This is a genomic window from Nonomuraea sp. CA-141351, from assembly GCF_050944675.1.
Taxonomy (GTDB): domain Bacteria; phylum Actinomycetota; class Actinomycetes; order Streptosporangiales; family Streptosporangiaceae; genus Nonomuraea.
Genome location: NZ_CP191982.1, coordinates 10,531,097 through 10,546,305 on the forward strand (window position 1 = coordinate 10,531,097; position 15,209 = coordinate 10,546,305).

Below are 15,209 nucleotides of genomic sequence, written 5' to 3' on the forward strand. Positions count from 1 at the left end.
AGCTGTGCCCGAAAACAGACCAGCACGGGGTCAAATGTCGGTGATCCGCACCCCCACGGTGCCGGTGCTCCCCCTGCGGAGCTTGCTGCCGAGCAGCGTGATGCGCCCCATGAGCCCGTACTTGCGCCGCAGCAGCCCGCGCACCCGCTCGGTCTCCGCCGCGTCCAGCACCACGGCCCGCCCGTTGACCGGCTCGGTCTTGAGGTTGCCCCTGAAGTCGCAGCCCGCCACGCTGACCTCGGGGTTGTTCCTGATGCGCTTGACCTTCCCCGAGTCGGCGACGGTCCAGATGACCACCGCGTCGCCGTCCTGCGCCGCCCACACCGGGGTGGCGACCGGGGTGCCGTCCCTGCGGTACGTCGTCACCGAGACGTACTGTTCTGTCCCAAGATTCACATGTGTGAATAAACCACAATCGACACCGCGATGTACTGCACCAGGTACGCGGCGACGGTGAGGGCGTGGAAGACCTCGTGGAATCCGAACCACCGGGGCGACGGGTCCGGGCGGCGCAGGCCGTACACGACGGCTCCCGCCGAATAGAAGACGCCGCCGACGGCCACCAGGACGACGGCGGCCACGCCCGCGCCCTGCAGCAGCTGCGGCATCACGAAGATCGCGGTCCAGCCCAGCGCCAGGTAGAGGACGGTGTAGAGCCAGCGCGGCGCGCCCATCCAGAGCACCCGGAACAGCACCCCGGCCAGGGCCCCGCCCCAGATGACGGAGAGCACCGCGACCCTCGCCACCCCGTCAAGCGCCAGCAGGGCGAACGGCGTGTAGGTCCCGGCAATGATCAGATAGATGTTGGCGTGATCGCACCGGCGCAGGAACTCCGCCAGCCGCGGGCCCAGCGTGCCCCGGTGGTAGGTGGCCGAGATCCCGAACAACAAACCGGACGTGATGGCGTAAACGGCGGCGGCCAGGCGCGCCTGCAGGGTCGGACCGAGCGCCACGAGCACGAACCCCGCGACCAGCGCCACGGGCATCGCTCCAGTGTGCAACCAGCCTCGCAGCCTGGGCTTAACGGTGATGGTCGTCATGCAACCTACGGTACCGTAGGTTCGAAATCCGATACCTGTGGCAGTCCGCTGGACGCGGCCAGCCATAGGTTGGAAATCCGCTACCTGTGGCGGTGGCTAGAGGCCGTTGAGGAAGCGGGCGGCGATGGGAACGGCGGCCGTACGGCCCGAGCCTCCGTGCCGTACGAAGACGCAGAAGGCCAGGTCGTCCTGGTAGCCGATGAACCACGCGTGCGACTCCTCGCCGTCCACCTCGGCCGTCCCCGTCTTGCCCGCCACACCCTCCGGCAGCCCCATGTCGCCGGCCGTGCCGTGATCGACCACGGCGGCCATCATGTCCCTGAGCGCCGCCACGACCTGCTCGTTCATCGGCACGTCCTTGTGCGGGGTGCCGTCGATGCGGCGTACCTGCGCCTCCGACAAGAGCCTGGGCGAGCGCCAGGTGCCGCTCTGCACGGCGGCGGCGAGCGCGGCCATGCACAGCGGCGTGGCGACGACCTGACCCTGGCCGATGGCGTCGGCGCCGAACATGTCCGGGTCGTCGGTGTCATCCATGGTGCCGCAGGTCCCGCCGATGCCGGTCGCGATCGGCCGGCCGAAGCCCCAGGCGTCGGCCGTCTCGCGCAGCTGGTCCGCGGTGAGCCTGGTGGTGGCCTGCTCGACGAACGTCGTGTTGCAGGAGTAGGCGTACGCGTCGGAGAAGCTGACGAGGCCGCGGTCGACTTTGCCGTCGTTCTCGAAGGGCCGGTGGAAGGGGATCGTGTACGTGCCCGGGCACCGGACCTGCGCCGCCGGGTCGAGCCCGTTCTCGAGGAGCGCCGCCGCCGTGATCGTCTTGAAGACGGACCCGGGCGGGAAGACGTTGCTTACGGCGCTGTAGTTGTCCTTGAGGCGGTCGGCCAGCGCGAGGATCTCGCCGGTGCTCGGCCGGATGGCGATGATCGTGGAGTCCTCGACCCCGTCCAGCGCCCTGGCGGCGGCCGCCTGCACGTTGCGTGACAGGGTGGTGCGCTCGACGTTCGCCTCGGGCTGGCGGGTCATCAGCTGCCTGACGGGCTGCCCCGGGACCTTCGAGACCAGCTCCCAGCCGTGCCCGGCCTCCGCGAACTCGGGTTTGAGCTGGTTGAGGTACGAGTCCGCGTAGCTGTCGTTCGGGATCTTGGCGCCCTCGCTGGTGACCAGCTCGGCAGGCGAGGCGTCGACCTCGTCCAGCTCCAGCGTGCCACCGTCCTTGAGCAGGGGGTGCAGCGTCTCCGGGGCCCACAACACCTTCCAGGCCCGATCCCGTACGCCGAGCCGTAACGTGCTGTCGAACGGCCACGCCCCGAACTCGGCGAGCTGCCGCACCCCCGCGAACGGCACCTCGGCCACCCCCTCCCCCGTGCTCTTCAACCGCCCGGGAGTCAGCCGGATGGACTCGACGTGGAGGTCCTCCGTCAACCGGTAATGCCGGACGGCGAAGTCCGGGGGCGGCTGGTACACCAGGCTCGCCATGCGCGACACATCACCTTTGCGCCATGCGTCGAAGTACGCCGCAGCCGCCTGGGAAGCGCTCCCCTTGATCCGGTTCGACGCCATGACAGCGAAAGCACCCGCCCCAACTACCGCGACAAGAGCGATAACGAGCACAATCAGCCTTCTCCGTCGCATACGGTTTCTCCCGGGAGGGGATGAGCGTGGCACGTGGACAGCGGGAACCGATGCCTGGCCTGTATCCGGTGACGTTCGGCGAGATCGAGCTGCTCCGGGACCTGGACAGGCAGGACGGCTGGGTGCTGTCCAAGGATGGCGTACCTCAGTCGTACGTTGATCTACAAGACCCGACATTTCTGGAATTCGAGTATGTACGACTCATAGCGGATGTGATCGACCTTTTGCCGGAAGGGCCGCTGAGCTGCGTACACGTGGGCGGGGGCGCCTGCACCATCCCCCGCTACATCGCCGCCACCCGCCAGGGCTCCCGCCACATCGTCGTCGAGCCCGACGGCCTGCTGATCAATCTGGTACGCGAGCAGCTGGACCTGCGGTCGGTGCCCAAGCTGAAGGTCATCGTGGAGGGCGGCCGGGAGGGCACCGCCAAGATCTGGGACGCATCGGCGGACCTGGTCGTGCTGGACGCCTTCACGGGGGCGACGATGCCGGTGGAGCTGGCCACGCTGGAGTACATGGGGGACATAGCCAGAGTCCTCCGGCCGACCGGCACTCTGTTGATCAACATGGCCGACGGCAAGGGCCTGGCCTTCGCCAAGCGCCTGCTCGCCACGGTGACGAGCACGTTCGGGCACGTGGTCCTGCTGGCGGAGCCGGGCGTCATGCGCGGCCGGCGCTTCGGCAACCTGATCGTGGCGGCCTCGCGTACGGGCCTGCCCGTGGACCTGCTGACGCGGCGCGCGGCGGGCGGCCTCACGCAGGCGAGATGCGTGCACGGGGAGGCGCTGACGAACTTCATCGCGGGCGCCTCCCCCATCAAGGACGGCGACCCGGTCCTGGCCCCGGTTCCCCCACCCGCGGTCTTCGGCTGACGTCCCCGAACGGGTCTCACCCACCCGTCGCCCGACCGCCTGGCCGGCGGACCACGACGCCGGCGATCCGAGCCTGGGCGGCCAAGCCCACGACCGGCGGCTGATCTACACGATCACGGTCAGTGTCCTGGGGAACGAGTTCGTCACACACCCGTCGGCGCGATGCCGGCCGCCAGTGACACCACCGCGCGAGAGACCGGAACGAGCCCCTTTCTCCCTTGCCAAAAAAGTGATATCACTTTGCTAGCACCCGAAGTCAGGAGAAGGGGGATCAGGAGATGGCGGACACATCGGGCGGGGTCGCGCTTGAGGGAACCGTCGTGGACATGCCCGCGCCGCACACCAGCGAGCGCCCCGTGCGGGCGGCCAACGGATTCGCGGTGCTCGGGATCGCGACAGTGCTGGTCCTGGGCGGGATCGCGCTGTTCGCCTGGGGGATCTTCACGCTCGCCGCGGAGGCGGGGCAGGGCGGCGGGTGGGTGGTCGCGGTGGCCTGCCTGGCGTTCATCGCCGGCGTGGTGCTGTGCGGGGGGCTCACCGCGGTGGCGCCCGGCGAGGCGCGCGTGGTGCAGCTGCTCGGCCGGTACGTCGGCACCCTGCGGACGCCCGGTCTGCAGTGGGTCAACCCGTTCACCGTGCGGCGGCGGGTGTCCACCAGGATCCGCAACCACGAGACGGAAGTGACAAAGGTCAACGACGCGGACGGCAACCCCATCCAGATCGCGACCGTGGTGGTCTGGCAGGTGCGGGACACGGCACAGGCGATGTTCGAGGTGGACGACTTCGTGGAGTTCGTGGCCATCCAGGCGGAGACGGCCGTGCGGCACATCGCGGGCAGCTACCCGTACGACGCGCACGGCGAGCAGAGGTTGTCGCTGCGGGACAACGCCGACGAGATCAACGAGCAGCTGTCCGCGGAGATCGGGGTCAGGGTGGCCGCGGCCGGCGTGAAGGTCATCGAGTCCCGCATCGTCCACCTGGCGTACGCGCCGGAGATCGCCCACGCGATGCTGCGGCGTCAGCAGGCCGGGGCGGTGGTGGCGGCCCGCCAGCGGATCGTCGAAGGGGCGGTCGGCATGGTCGAGATGGCCCTGACCAAGCTCGCCGAGCACGACGTGGTGGAGCTGGACGAGGAGCGCAAGGCGGCCATGGTCAGCAATCTGATGGTGGTGCTGGTCGGCGACCGCGACACCCAGCCGGTGGTCAACACCGGCACCCTCTACCAGTAAACGCCGTGGAGCGGAAGAAGATCCTGCTGCGGCTCGACCCGGTGGTCCACGACGCGCTCGCCAGGTGGGCGTCCGACGAGTTGCGCAGTACGAACTCGCAGATCGAGTTCCTGCTGCGCAAGGCCCTTTCCGAGGCCGGACGCCTGCCCGACGGCGTGGGGCGGATGCGCCCGCGCGGGCGGCCGAGCAAGACGTCCACGGATGAAGAGGAGTCGACAGGTGAAACCGGATGAGTCCCTGCCGAGGTCGGCGTTCCTGCTGGCCTTCGACCTGCGCAAGGGGAAGCTGTCCAACCGCGGCGAGCTGGGTTACCTCCTGCGCGCGGCGGCGCTCGCCGAGCTCGTGATGGGCGGCAACGTGGCGGACGAGTCGGGCCGGGTACGCCCGGTCGCCGCCCCCGCCGACCCCGGCCCCCTGCAGGCCGCCGTCTGGGAGCAGATCACGAACTCCCCGGCCCGGTCGTGGCGGCACTGGATCCGCAAGGATCGCTCGCGTGCGTTCCGCCTGGTCAGGGACGAGCTGGAGGCCGCCCGGCTGATCCGCGTCGAGCGGCGACGGCTCGTGCTGTTCCCGGTCGAGCGGATCACGCCGCGCCGGCCGTACCTCTCGCGCCGGCTCGCCGAACGGGTCGGCCGTGCGATCCGCGGCGGCCGGCCCGTGGACCGGCTGGGGCAGGACGTCCGCGTCCTGGCCGCGCTGGCCACGGCGGCCAGGCTCAAGGGGGTCGTGCCCAGGCGGGAGTGGCGCGAGCACCGGGGCAGGGCCGCGGTGCTGGCCGAGCCCGTCGAGCCGGTCGCCACGGCCCTGCGCAAGAACGTGGAGGCCGCCGCGAGTGCGGCCGCCGCGGGCGGCTGATGCCTGGCGGCTACCCGAAGATCTTGTCGGCGGAGATGCCGAACATCTCGTGTGCCAGGCCGAAGCCGAAGTCCTCGACGAGGCGGCGCTTCCACGGACGCGAGACGATGGCGTGGGTCAGCCTGCGGGCGGCCCTGGGGCGGCTGCGGATCGCCTCGGCCAGCTCCCAGGCGCGCGGCAGCAGCTTCTCGCGGGGCCGGATCTCGTTGACCAGGCCGAGGTCGAGGGCGGTGCGTGCGTCGATCTCGGCGCCGGTGTACAGGTAGTAGGCCGCGCGCTTGGTGCCCAGCAACTCCTGGAGGCCGAGGTGCATGCCGTCGCCCGGGGCGGTGCCGGCCAGCAGGTGCGTGTCGGAGAAGGTGGCGTCCTCCGAGGCCAGGGTGATGTCACAGAGCAACGCGAACTCGGTGTGGCCGGGGCTGGGACCGTTGACCGCGGCGATGGTGGGGATGTCGACCGCGTGGATCAGGTTCTCCAGCAGCTTCATCGCGTCGTAGTAGGTGCGATAGGCGAAGTGGTCGGGCCTCGGCTCGCGCATCATCTCCGCCAGCCTGTCCGCCGGGGCCGGCCTGAGCCACCAGTCGCCGGTCCCGGTGAGGATCAGCACTTCGTTGTCGGGATCGTTGCCGACCTCCTGCCACGCCTGGCCCCAGGCGTTGTGCATGCCCATGCCGTAGACGGCCGGGCCGCCGTCGGTGTGCATGCGCAGCTCGATGACGCCGTCGCGGCGGGTCATCGCGAAGTGGTCGGCGTACTTCTCGGAGTAGTCCTCGAAGCGCGGGGGCGAGACGTAGCGGCCGTTACGGGCCTGCCAGTCCTCGGGGATCGGTGACATCGGTTGAGCTCCTTAGGGAGGTCTCGGGCAGAGCAGCCCGACATCCGGAACAGTGCTCCGATTATATTCGGAGCACTGTTCCGAATGGCAACCCCAGGAACTTCACATCACGAGGTTCTTGGCATAGCAAAGGGTCAGCGGCTGGTCCACGTACCTGCCATAGAGGGCGGTCCGCTCGTAGCCGGAGCTCTCATAGAGGGCGACGGCCTCAGGCTGGCGGACTCCGGTGGCCAGTCGCATGCGGTCGTACCCCAGCTCGACCGCGAGTTCCTCCAGGGCCTTCAGCAGGGAACGGGCGACGCCGCGCCCCCGGTGGCGGGGGTCGACGTACATGCGCTTGAGCTCGCCGGTCGCGCCATCGCCCGGCTGTACGGCGCCGCAGCCGACGGCGACACGGTCGACCACGGCGACCAGGAACCTCGCGTCGGCATGCACGCCCGAGCGGCCCTCGGGGCCGTATCTGGCGACCAGTTCGGCGAAGGCCGCGTCGAGCAGGGCGACGAGCTCGGTGTCCGTGGGGGCACGTTCCACAATCATCATGCGAGCAAGCGTACGAAACCGGCCAACTAGCAGTTTCCGGAAGTATGTAATAAAGTGCTCCTTCATTATGAAGATAGAACATGATTCAGCCGGATCACTCTTCGATCCCAGAGCGAGGGCCGCCATGAGCGAGCTCGCGGGGGACGACACCCTCACCTTCGAGGCCGCAGCCGCCGTGCGCACGGCCTTCCAGGCCATCGAACGCATGCGCACGCACGGCAGTGAGGGCCGCGGGCTCAGCTCGGGGGCGATGGACGTGCTGTTGCGGCTGAGCGCCGCCGACGAGGACGGACTCAGCATCGGGGACCTGGCCCAGTCGGCGGGCGTGAGCTCGAGGAACGTGACCGGGCTCGTCGACACCCTGGAGAAGGACGGGCTCGTCCGGCGGGTTCAGGACCAGCGCGATCGGCGGTCTGTGCTGGCCCGGATCACCCCCGAGGGGCGGGCCTGGATCGCGGCGTTCAGGAAGCCGTCGCAGCTCGCCATGGCGGCGATGTTCCGGGGGTTCTCGCCCGAGGAGCTGACCTCGCTGCGCCATTTGTGCCTGCGGCTGGCCGACAACCAGCAGCGGCTGGCCGACTATTTGACCGCTCAGGAGGGCCGATGAGTACGCGCGAGGTCGTCAGGGCCTACCACGACGCCAGGTTCCGGGGTGACGTGGCGGCCGCCGCGGCGCTGATCGGCGAGCCGTTCTCGTTCAGGAGCCCGTTCATCACCTCCGCCGACCCCGCCGGGCACCTGGCGGGGCTGGAGGGGCTCCTGCGGGTGGTGACGGAGGTGGAGATGATCAGCGAGCTGTACGGCGAGTCGGAGGCGACGCTTGTCTACGACGTGCACACGGCGACGCCCGCCGGGATCCAGCGGACGGCCGAGCACTTCAGGCTGCACGACGGGAAGATCGCCACGATCATGCTGATCTTCGACGCCACGCCATGGCAGCCGATGGCGGCGGCGATCAGGTGACCGGCGCGGCGGCCGCCGTCTGCCGCCAGATCTTGCCGTCCCTGATCACCAGGGTGCCGTACGTGGTGACGCGGTTGCCGGCGATCGTCATCAGGGCACTGTAGAAGATCACGTCGTCGGTCGTCCGCACTGAGATGACCTCGTCCACCTGGGGTTCCGCCGAGAGATACGCACTGAACAGGTCCCTGATCTCGGCGGGGCCCCGTGCGACCCGGTCGAAGCGGACGACCGTGGCGTCGTCGTGATATTGGCTCAGCAGGGCCTCCAGGTCGCGGTCGGCGATGGCGGCCAGCTGGCGGTCGAACAGGTCCTCGGCGGTCATGCGGCACCTTCCGGCTGGGGGCGGATCAAGTCATAAACGACCTGCGCCGCCGCGTACAGCAGGATGAGCGGGAGCGCGGCCGCGATCAGAAGCGCCGAGGTGGCGAGCGTGAGCGCCGCCGCGGCGAGGCGGATCGTGCCGGCGCGCCTGTCGGACGAGCACAGGTGCTGCAGGCCGAGTACGGCGAGCACCAGGGCGGCGGGCAGCCCGACGGACCAGCTCGTCGACCCCGGGTGCTCGATCGCGTGCTCGATCCCGATCCCGAACGCCACCAGGCTTATCGAGAGCGGCAGGTGCGAATAGACCCACACCTGCCCGGCCAGTTGGGTACGCAGCACGACGGACTCGTCGATGTGGCCGAAGTACAGCCACCAGAAGCCCATCGCGATCGCCACTCCCACCAGGGCGATCAGCAGCGTGCCCGGCGTGACGGCGTGACCCTTCAGCCCGACGACGACGGCCGCCACCACCTCGCCCAGCACGATCACCACGAACAGGCCGAAGCGCTCCGGCAGGTGCTCGGTCTGCGGCGGCAGCTTGCTCTGGTGTCGCCTCCCCAGGAGGGGCGTGGCCAGGTCGATCACGAGCGCGACGGCCCAGAACACATAACGCAGGGGAGGATCGACGGCGAGCGAGGCCAGCCAGATGAGCACGGCCACCGCGAACCCGATGGCGTAGTGCGTCGTCAGCGGCCTGGCCTCGGGCACGTGGCGGCCGGCGCGGACATAGGCCACGATGAGCAGCACCCTGGCCACGGCGTACGAGATGGCGAAAAGCGCCGAACGCTGGCTGATGTCGCCCACGCTCGCCGCCATCGTCGCCACGGCCAGGATCTGCGGCAACGCGAGCAGCCGGTGGCTGACGTCGTCGGTGTCGAACCTGTTGGCGTAGAAGACATATCCCGCCCAGGCCCACCAGACCGGCACGAACAGGCCCACGAACGTCAGAAGGCTGTCGGCGAGCACGTCGGCCAGCTCGGCGACGGCGACGACGAAGACGAGGTCGTAGAGTAGCTCGAGCCAGGTCGCCCGGCGGTGCAGGTTTTCGAACAGCCGTAATCTGGGGGGCTGCCACTGGGTCACGACTACTCCCAACGTCGCTATGTAATTGTGTAATTATGCCCGGATCTGATGCTTAGGACGTCTTTTTGAGGGTCAGGCAGGCCACGCGGGTCCCGGCCGTGCCGACTTCCGGGCCCGAGGTCTTGGTGCCCTGGGAGTGGATGACGAGCGAACCGGGCAGATCGGCCGGATCGAGAGCCCAGTCGTTGCGCGCGCTCGAGCGGCCGGCGCCGTCGCCGTTGGTGGTCACGTCGAGCCAGACCTCGCTGGTCGGGCTGACCTCGCCGCGATGGTGCTGGTAGTGGGGCCCCGACTCGTCGGGCTTGGCACCGCAGGGCTTGGTGTGGAGATGGGCTCCGTAGCGGTGGTTGGGCAGCATGCCCTCGACGACGAGGGAGGTGCGGGTCTTGTTGCCGGACGACTCGACGGCGGCGCTGGCCTGGGCTCCCCGCGGGACCAGCTTGCGGTCGTAGACGATGGCCGAGGTGTCGGACGGGGAGAACTCCCCCGCACCGGACAGTTTGATCTCCCCTGTCGGGGGCACCTCGCTGGGACCCGCGAGATCCTGGAGCGGGGCGGGTGACCCCGCGCAGGCTGCGGTGAGCATGACGAGCAGGAGTGCGGGCACGCGCATGAGACCCTCCATGGTTCGAGCCCTTACGGCACTGCGGGCTCCGGGAGAGCACCCACTCTAACGAGTAATCGGGCAGCTACGGCCCGTATTCGCGCTCAGGCGCCGTGTTTCGTCGCGATGTCGTCGATGATGGCGGCCAGCGTGAAGTCGAGGTCGGTGAGGCCCCCCTTGTCGTGGGTGGTCAGGGTCAGATGGAGGGTACGCCAGCGGATGTCGATGTCGGGATGGTGGTTGAGCTCCTCGGCCTTGACCGCGATCTCGTCGACGATGCGGATGGCGGTGGGGAAGTCGGGCGCGGTGACCGTGCGCCGGATCTCGTCGCCCTCACGCCGCCATTCGGGCAGGTTGGTGTCCATGGCGTCACGTTACTTCAGCGCCCCCGAGCTGAGCCCCGACTGGATCTGGCGCTGGAAGATGATGTAGACGACCATTACCGGCAGGATCGTCATGCTCAGGGCGGCGAACAGGCCCGGCCAGTCCGCCTCGTATCCCGCCAAAGTGGAGATCTTGGCGATGCCTTGGGTGAGGACCCATTTGTTCGGGTCGCCTGCCAGGAGGACCAGGGGCAGGAGGTACTGGTTCCACTGGCCCAGGATGTTGAAGATCGTGATGCTGACGAGGCCCGGCCTGGCCATGGGGACCATGATCTGGAAGAACGTGCGGGTGTGCGAGGCGCCGTCGATCATGGCGGCTTCGGCGACAGTTTCCGGCAATGTCCGGAAAAATGCCGCTAAGAAGAACACCGTGAAAGGCAGGGAATAGGCGATATAGACCAGGATGAGCCCGAAATGGGAATCCAACAGGCCGAGCTGCTTGACGACGAAGAAGAGCGGCCCGAGGGCCAGGAACACGGGAAACGCCAGACCGGCCACGAAGTAGTAGTAAATCAGCTTGTTACCGATGAACTGGTAGCGCGCCAGCACGTACGCCGCCATCGACCCGAACAACATCGTGCCCGCCGTGCCGAAGAAGACGACGATGACGGTGTTGAGCATGTACTGCCCGATGTGCGCCTTGTCCCACGCTCTCCCCCATGAGTCCAGCCGCAAAGCCCCGGGAAGCTGCAGCGGATCGCCGAAGATCTCCGTGTTGTTCTTGAACGACGCCAGGAACGTCCACAGCAGCGGCAGGATGATCAGCAGCGCCCAGACGGCCAGCGCGATGTGCGAGAGCCCGGCGAGCACGCTGGGGCGCGGCGGGCGGTTTCTGGCCATTTCTAGAGCTCAACCCTCTCACGCCTGGTCGTACGCAATGTCAGCACGGCGAACGTCACGGTGAGGAAGAACAGCGCCACACCCATCGCGGACGCGTACCCGACCTTGTTGTAGGCGAAGGCCGTTTTGTAGATGGTGACGGGAAGAATGGTCGTCGCGCCGTCCGGCTCGCCTTTGTCGCCCGCCAGCACCTGCACCAGCGCGAACCCGTCGAAGGCGGCGATCCCCAGATAGATCCAGCCGACCTGGATGGTGTCGCGCAGCAGCGGCAGCGTCATCGAGAAGAACAACCGCACGCGCCCGGCGCCGTCCAGCGCCGCGGCCTCGAAATAGTCCTTGGGAATGGCCGCCATGCCCGCTGAGAACAGCACCACATAGAAGCCGACGCCCTGCCAGACCATCACCGCGATGATCGACCAGAGGGCGAGGCCCGGCTCGGTGAGCCAGCCGACGGGCTCGAGGCCGAATCTGGCGAGCACGCCGTTGAGGACGCCGTCCGCGTCCGGCCGGTAAACGGACTGGAAGAGCACGCCCACCACGGCCACGGCCAGGACCTGGGGGAAGAAGAACACCACCCGGTAGAACTTCGACCCCCACACCCCGCTCATGCCGGCGCCGCGCGGGCCGCCGCCCAGGTTCAGCAGGAACGACAGGAACAGCGCGATGACGATCGTCACGATCGGCAGCACGAGCAGCATGATCCCGTGGTTGCGCAGGGCCTGCCAGAACACCTCGTCGTCGAACAGCCGGCCGAAGTTGTCCAGCCCCACGTACCGCACGATCGAGCTGTATCCGTTCCAGCTCGTCAGGGAGAGCTGGAACGCCTGGACGTACGGGCTGATGACGAAGACCGAATAGAGCGTGAGCGGGACGACGAGAAACCCAGCGACGAACCCGTATTTGCGCAGCCGCTCCATCTGCTCACTGGCTCCGCGTCTGCTTGGCGACCGCGTCGTCCTTCTTGATCTGGTCGGCCTTCTTCTGCATGGCGGCGCAGAACTTCTCCGGGGTGATGCGCCCGGCCATGACCACGTTGATCTGCTGGGTGCCGTAGTCGAACAGCTCCTTGTACCAGCCTTCGAAACGCGCGTCGGTGATGATGTTCTGGCCCGCCACGTCCTGGGCCTTGGCGGCGCTCCGCAGCCCGGCCGGCAGGTCGAGTCCCTCGGCGGCGCCGTTGACCACCGTGAGGTTCTCGGTCTTCTGCGTGAATCCCCGCGCGCCTTCCTTGGACAACATGATGCGCAGATATTCGAGGCCGCCCTGCGGGTTCTTGCCCTTGGCCGCCACGATGAAGTTCTCTCCGACGCCGACCTGGATGGCGCCGTAGGGCATCTTGTCCGCGGCGGTGACGTCGGGAAGAGGAGCGATGGCGTATTCGAAGTCGTCGGGCTTGTCCTTGGCCATCTCGTTCTCGATCCAGGAGCCCACCGGGTAGAAGAGCAGCTTGTTCTGGAGCTGCTTGATCTGGGTCTGGGTGTGATCGAGACCGAAGTACGCTTTGTCGCCATATTTCGCCTGGATGTCTACCCAGGCCGTGACCGCCTGCTTCATCGGCTCGGCGTTCCAGGCGTTGTCGACCAGGTTGTCGATGTCAATGATGACCTGGTTCCCGCCGATCTTGGCGGCCGTGTAGAGGACGTTCCAGAGCTGGTAGTACGGGCCCTTCAGCCCCGGGTACGCGAACAGCAGGATGCCCTCCTGTTTGGCCGTGTCCCCCAGCGCCGTGAACTCAGCCCACGTCTTCGGCAGCGTCCATCCCTTGGACGCGAACAGCTTGGCGTTGTACCAGAGTGCCCGGTGCGACACGGTGTAGTTGAGCACGAGGTCCTTGCCGTCGATCTTGGCGTTGTCGATCACGGCGGGCGTGACGGTGTCGCGTACCTTCTTGGCCGGGTCATCGATGGAAGGGGCGTCGAACAGCACGCTCAGATCGGCCAGGTGCCCCTCGGCGGCCAGCGCGGCCAGGTCCATCGACTCGGGGCCGGAGTTGTTGAGCACGTCGGGCACGTCGCCGCTGACGAAGCGCGGGCGTAACTGGGTGCCGATCTGCTGGGTGGCGTTGTGCTTGACCGTCACGCCGGGGAACTCCTTCTTGTAGAGCTCCTCGTGCAGGTCCTTGGCGTACGCGTCGCCGTACCCGCCGCTGAAGATGACCACCTCGAGCGGCTTCTTAGGATCGACACCGAACGGGTTCTTCGAGTTCGCGGAGGCGGTGATGCTGGGGGCGGCCGACGGCTCGCCTCCCGTGCCGCCGGTGGCGCAGGCGCTCACGAGGCCCGCGCCGGGGCCGGCGACGAACGCGGTCATGCCGAGGCGGCGCAGCATCTGACGCCGAGTGATCTCGCCCGGGTGGGTCATGAGGGCTCCCGTGGGGAATTAGGAAAGTTTCCTAAACGTTTGCCCGAACGTACGAACGGCCACCGACACCCGTCAAGGGGGCGCAATCGAGACGTGACCTTGCCGTGATCCCCTCGCCTGAACAGATGCCAGCATCGTGCACGAGGACATGAACGGCAAGACCAGGGTCAGTCCTTCCACCAGTCGGGAGCCTCGAGCGGGGCGGCTTTGGGCAACGAGTTCAGCGCCACCCCGGGACCGGCTTCGACATGCACCCGGACGGCGTCGGACGCGGTCTTGATGACATGGTCGACGATCCAGTCGTCCTTGATGTACGCGTCTTCCACGTTGTACCCCTGACCGCTGCCGTCGGGCTTGAGCCACATCACCACGTAGCTGGCCTTCAGCCCGAGCCGCTCCATATCGGCTCTGACCTCGGAAACCTGCTTGCCGCGGGCTTTGTAGCCGTCAATGGGTCCGCCGTCGGCGGGCGGCGAGACCAGGCCAGGGGTGGCGTAGGACTCCCCCGGCGCGGCGGACCGGCCAATCCCGAAGATGACCTTTCCCTTGAAGTGGACGGGGATGGAGACCGTGCCACACCAGGCGGAAGGGCAGTCCTCCGTCCACGATCCCTTCACGCCCGTGCCGGGCGGGAACTGCCCGTCCATGATCGGGCCGATCAGCTTACCCACGTCCTCCGGCGCCACCGGAGCCTTCTTCACCTCGGCGTCCAGCCCGACCGCCCGGAACGCCTTCGTGAACTCCTCCGCCTCGGCCTCGGGGTCGTTGATCGCCACTTCCAGATAGTCGTCGCCGGCCTTGACCGAGACGGCCGCGTTGGCGTACTGGGTGACCGGGCCGCCGAACGGCACTCCGACGACGAGCACGGCGGTCGCCGCGGCCGCCGCCACACCCAGCGCGAGCCACCGTCCTCTGCGCGGGGCACGCCTTCGCGCGGGCACCCGCTCCTCGGCCATGATCGACTCCATCAGCGCCCGCGCCCCCGCGCCGGACGCCTGCCCCACCGGATCCCCGGCCAGCTGTTCGTCCCGCACCCGGGCGAGATCGGCGATGTTCACAGGTTGCTCCCTTCCATCGCGACGGCGCGCGAATACTCGATTCCGGCCTCGGTCAGCCCGCGGGCGAAGCGCTTGCGCGCGCGGTAGAGCCTGACTCGTGTGGCGTTACGTGAGATGCCGAGAACCCTGGCGATCTGGCCGGGATCCAGCCGCTCCCAGGCGACCAGCGCCAGCAGCTCCCTGTCGTCCTCGGACAGGGCCCGGAACACCCGGCCCAGCTGCGAGAGGTCCTCTCCGGGCGGCTCGGCCACGAGCGGCGAGGCCGCCAGTTCCGCGCGCAGGGCGGCGGTCCGCTGCTCGTGCCGCCGCTCGCCGCGCCGCTGGTTGGCCAGCACATTCCTGGCCACCCCGAAGAGCCATAACCTCGCTTCGTCGCCCTCGGGGACCTCCTCTATGCGCCGCCACGCGACCATGAAGGTCTCGGCCACCACGTCGGCCGCGTCGTCGGGGTCCGAGCAGCGACGCAACGCGTACCCGAGCAGCGGCCCGTACGAAGATCCGTAGATCTCCTCGAACCGGCTTTCGGGATCGACTCCCATCCGTTCTCCCTTATAGCGGCGATATCACCACTCACCCCATGTCCGGAATGTAGGGAG

Annotated in this window: 20 protein-coding genes; 6 read left to right on the forward strand and 14 right to left on the reverse strand. The window is 68.2% G+C overall.

Annotated elements, in window-relative coordinates:
• Positions 1-30 precede the first annotated feature (30 nt).
• The 3 genes from ACQPWU_RS49350 to ACQPWU_RS49360 all read right to left on the reverse strand — a co-directional run bounded on the left by ACQPWU_RS49350 (position 31) and on the right by ACQPWU_RS49360 (position 2,669).
• A complete protein-coding gene (locus ACQPWU_RS49350) occupies positions 31-396 on the reverse strand; it encodes a PPOX class F420-dependent oxidoreductase (RefSeq protein ID WP_360686429.1) in 366 nt (121 codons plus the stop codon).
• Positions 393-1,040 carry a PAQR family membrane homeostasis protein TrhA gene (trhA, locus tag ACQPWU_RS49355; protein ID WP_433433304.1) on the reverse strand — a complete coding sequence of 216 codons (648 nt, stop codon included), beginning with the start codon at positions 1,038-1,040 and terminating at the stop codon, positions 393-395. Before trhA ends, ACQPWU_RS49350 begins: the two co-directional genes overlap by 4 nt.
• A 96-nt stretch (positions 1,041-1,136) precedes the next feature.
• Positions 1,137-2,669 carry a penicillin-binding transpeptidase domain-containing protein gene (locus ACQPWU_RS49360; RefSeq protein ID WP_433433306.1) on the reverse strand — a complete coding sequence of 511 codons (1,533 nt, stop codon included), beginning with the start codon at positions 2,667-2,669 and terminating at the stop codon, positions 1,137-1,139.
• Positions 2,670-2,689: 20 nt separating this feature from the next.
• Here ACQPWU_RS49360 and ACQPWU_RS49365 point away from each other — a divergent pair, with 20 nt between their 5' ends.
• The 4 genes from ACQPWU_RS49365 (at position 2,690) to ACQPWU_RS49380 (ending at position 5,625) form a co-directional block, all read left to right on the forward strand.
• The gene (locus ACQPWU_RS49365; protein WP_433433307.1) at positions 2,690-3,541 is read left to right on the forward strand and encodes a spermidine synthase; all 852 of its coding nucleotides are present in this window, start codon (positions 2,690-2,692) and stop codon (positions 3,539-3,541) included.
• 278 nt (positions 3,542-3,819) lie between these two features.
• Complete coding sequence (locus ACQPWU_RS49370) at positions 3,820-4,770, forward strand: SPFH domain-containing protein (RefSeq protein WP_433433309.1); 951 nt, start codon at positions 3,820-3,822, stop codon at positions 4,768-4,770.
• A gap of 5 nt (positions 4,771-4,775) precedes the next feature.
• Positions 4,776-5,003: a hypothetical protein gene (locus ACQPWU_RS49375; protein WP_360686443.1), complete on the forward strand. Its 228-nt coding sequence runs from the start codon at positions 4,776-4,778 to the stop codon at positions 5,001-5,003.
• Positions 4,990-5,625, forward strand: a complete 636-nt coding sequence (locus tag ACQPWU_RS49380) for a GOLPH3/VPS74 family protein (RefSeq protein ID WP_433433312.1) — start codon at positions 4,990-4,992, stop codon at positions 5,623-5,625. Before ACQPWU_RS49375 ends, ACQPWU_RS49380 begins: the two co-directional genes overlap by 14 nt.
• A 10-nt stretch (positions 5,626-5,635) precedes the next feature.
• Here the strand turns inward: ACQPWU_RS49380 and ACQPWU_RS49385 are convergent, their stop codons facing one another.
• On the reverse strand, positions 5,636-6,460 hold the full coding sequence (locus ACQPWU_RS49385) for an enoyl-CoA hydratase/isomerase family protein (protein WP_433433314.1): 825 nt from the start codon (positions 6,458-6,460) through the stop codon (positions 5,636-5,638).
• Positions 6,461-6,562: 102 nt separating this feature from the next.
• Entirely contained in the window at positions 6,563-7,000 is a 438-nt protein-coding gene (locus ACQPWU_RS49390) for a GNAT family N-acetyltransferase (RefSeq protein ID WP_433433316.1), read from the reverse strand.
• Between the two features lie 124 nt (positions 7,001-7,124).
• Between ACQPWU_RS49390 and ACQPWU_RS49395 the strand changes: the two genes are divergently transcribed.
• Positions 7,125-7,607 (forward strand): MarR family winged helix-turn-helix transcriptional regulator, encoded by a 483-nt coding sequence (locus ACQPWU_RS49395; RefSeq protein ID WP_433433318.1) that lies wholly within the window; start codon positions 7,125-7,127, stop codon positions 7,605-7,607.
• Entirely contained in the window at positions 7,604-7,963 is a 360-nt protein-coding gene (locus ACQPWU_RS49400; RefSeq protein ID WP_433433320.1) for a hypothetical protein, read from the forward strand. The genes ACQPWU_RS49395 and ACQPWU_RS49400 overlap by 4 nt, the downstream gene beginning before the upstream one ends.
• Here the strand turns inward: ACQPWU_RS49400 and ACQPWU_RS49405 are convergent.
• The 9 genes from ACQPWU_RS49405 to ACQPWU_RS49445 form a co-directional block, all read right to left on the reverse strand.
• Complete coding sequence (locus ACQPWU_RS49405; protein WP_433433321.1) at positions 7,956-8,285, reverse strand: nuclear transport factor 2 family protein; 330 nt, start codon at positions 8,283-8,285, stop codon at positions 7,956-7,958. The two genes, ACQPWU_RS49400 and ACQPWU_RS49405, sit on opposite strands and share 8 nt — an antisense overlap.
• A complete protein-coding gene (locus ACQPWU_RS49410; protein ID WP_433433323.1) occupies positions 8,282-9,367 on the reverse strand; it encodes a low temperature requirement protein A in 1,086 nt (361 codons plus the stop codon). The genes ACQPWU_RS49405 and ACQPWU_RS49410 overlap by 4 nt, the downstream gene beginning before the upstream one ends.
• 52 nt (positions 9,368-9,419) lie before the next feature.
• Complete coding sequence (locus ACQPWU_RS49415) at positions 9,420-9,980, reverse strand: hypothetical protein (RefSeq protein WP_433433324.1); 561 nt, start codon at positions 9,978-9,980, stop codon at positions 9,420-9,422.
• Between the two features lie 95 nt (positions 9,981-10,075).
• On the reverse strand, positions 10,076-10,336 hold the full coding sequence (locus ACQPWU_RS49420) for a 4a-hydroxytetrahydrobiopterin dehydratase (protein ID WP_433433326.1): 261 nt from the start codon (positions 10,334-10,336) through the stop codon (positions 10,076-10,078).
• Between the two features lie 9 nt (positions 10,337-10,345).
• Complete coding sequence (locus ACQPWU_RS49425; protein WP_433433328.1) at positions 10,346-11,194, reverse strand: carbohydrate ABC transporter permease; 849 nt, start codon at positions 11,192-11,194, stop codon at positions 10,346-10,348.
• Positions 11,195-11,196: 2 nt separating this feature from the next.
• Positions 11,197-12,111, reverse strand: a complete 915-nt coding sequence (locus ACQPWU_RS49430) for a carbohydrate ABC transporter permease (RefSeq protein ID WP_433433330.1) — start codon at positions 12,109-12,111, stop codon at positions 11,197-11,199.
• 4 nt (positions 12,112-12,115) lie between these two features.
• Positions 12,116-13,555, reverse strand: coding sequence for an N-acetylglucosamine/diacetylchitobiose ABC transporter substrate-binding protein (gene ngcE / locus ACQPWU_RS49435; RefSeq protein WP_433433332.1), 1,440 nt, complete (start codon positions 13,553-13,555; stop codon positions 12,116-12,118).
• Positions 13,556-13,722: 167 nt separating this feature from the next.
• Complete coding sequence (locus ACQPWU_RS49440; RefSeq protein WP_433433333.1) at positions 13,723-14,613, reverse strand: hypothetical protein; 891 nt, start codon at positions 14,611-14,613, stop codon at positions 13,723-13,725.
• On the reverse strand, positions 14,610-15,152 hold the full coding sequence (locus ACQPWU_RS49445; protein WP_433433335.1) for an RNA polymerase sigma factor: 543 nt from the start codon (positions 15,150-15,152) through the stop codon (positions 14,610-14,612). Before ACQPWU_RS49445 ends, ACQPWU_RS49440 begins: the two co-directional genes overlap by 4 nt.
• Positions 15,153-15,209 lie beyond the last annotated feature (57 nt).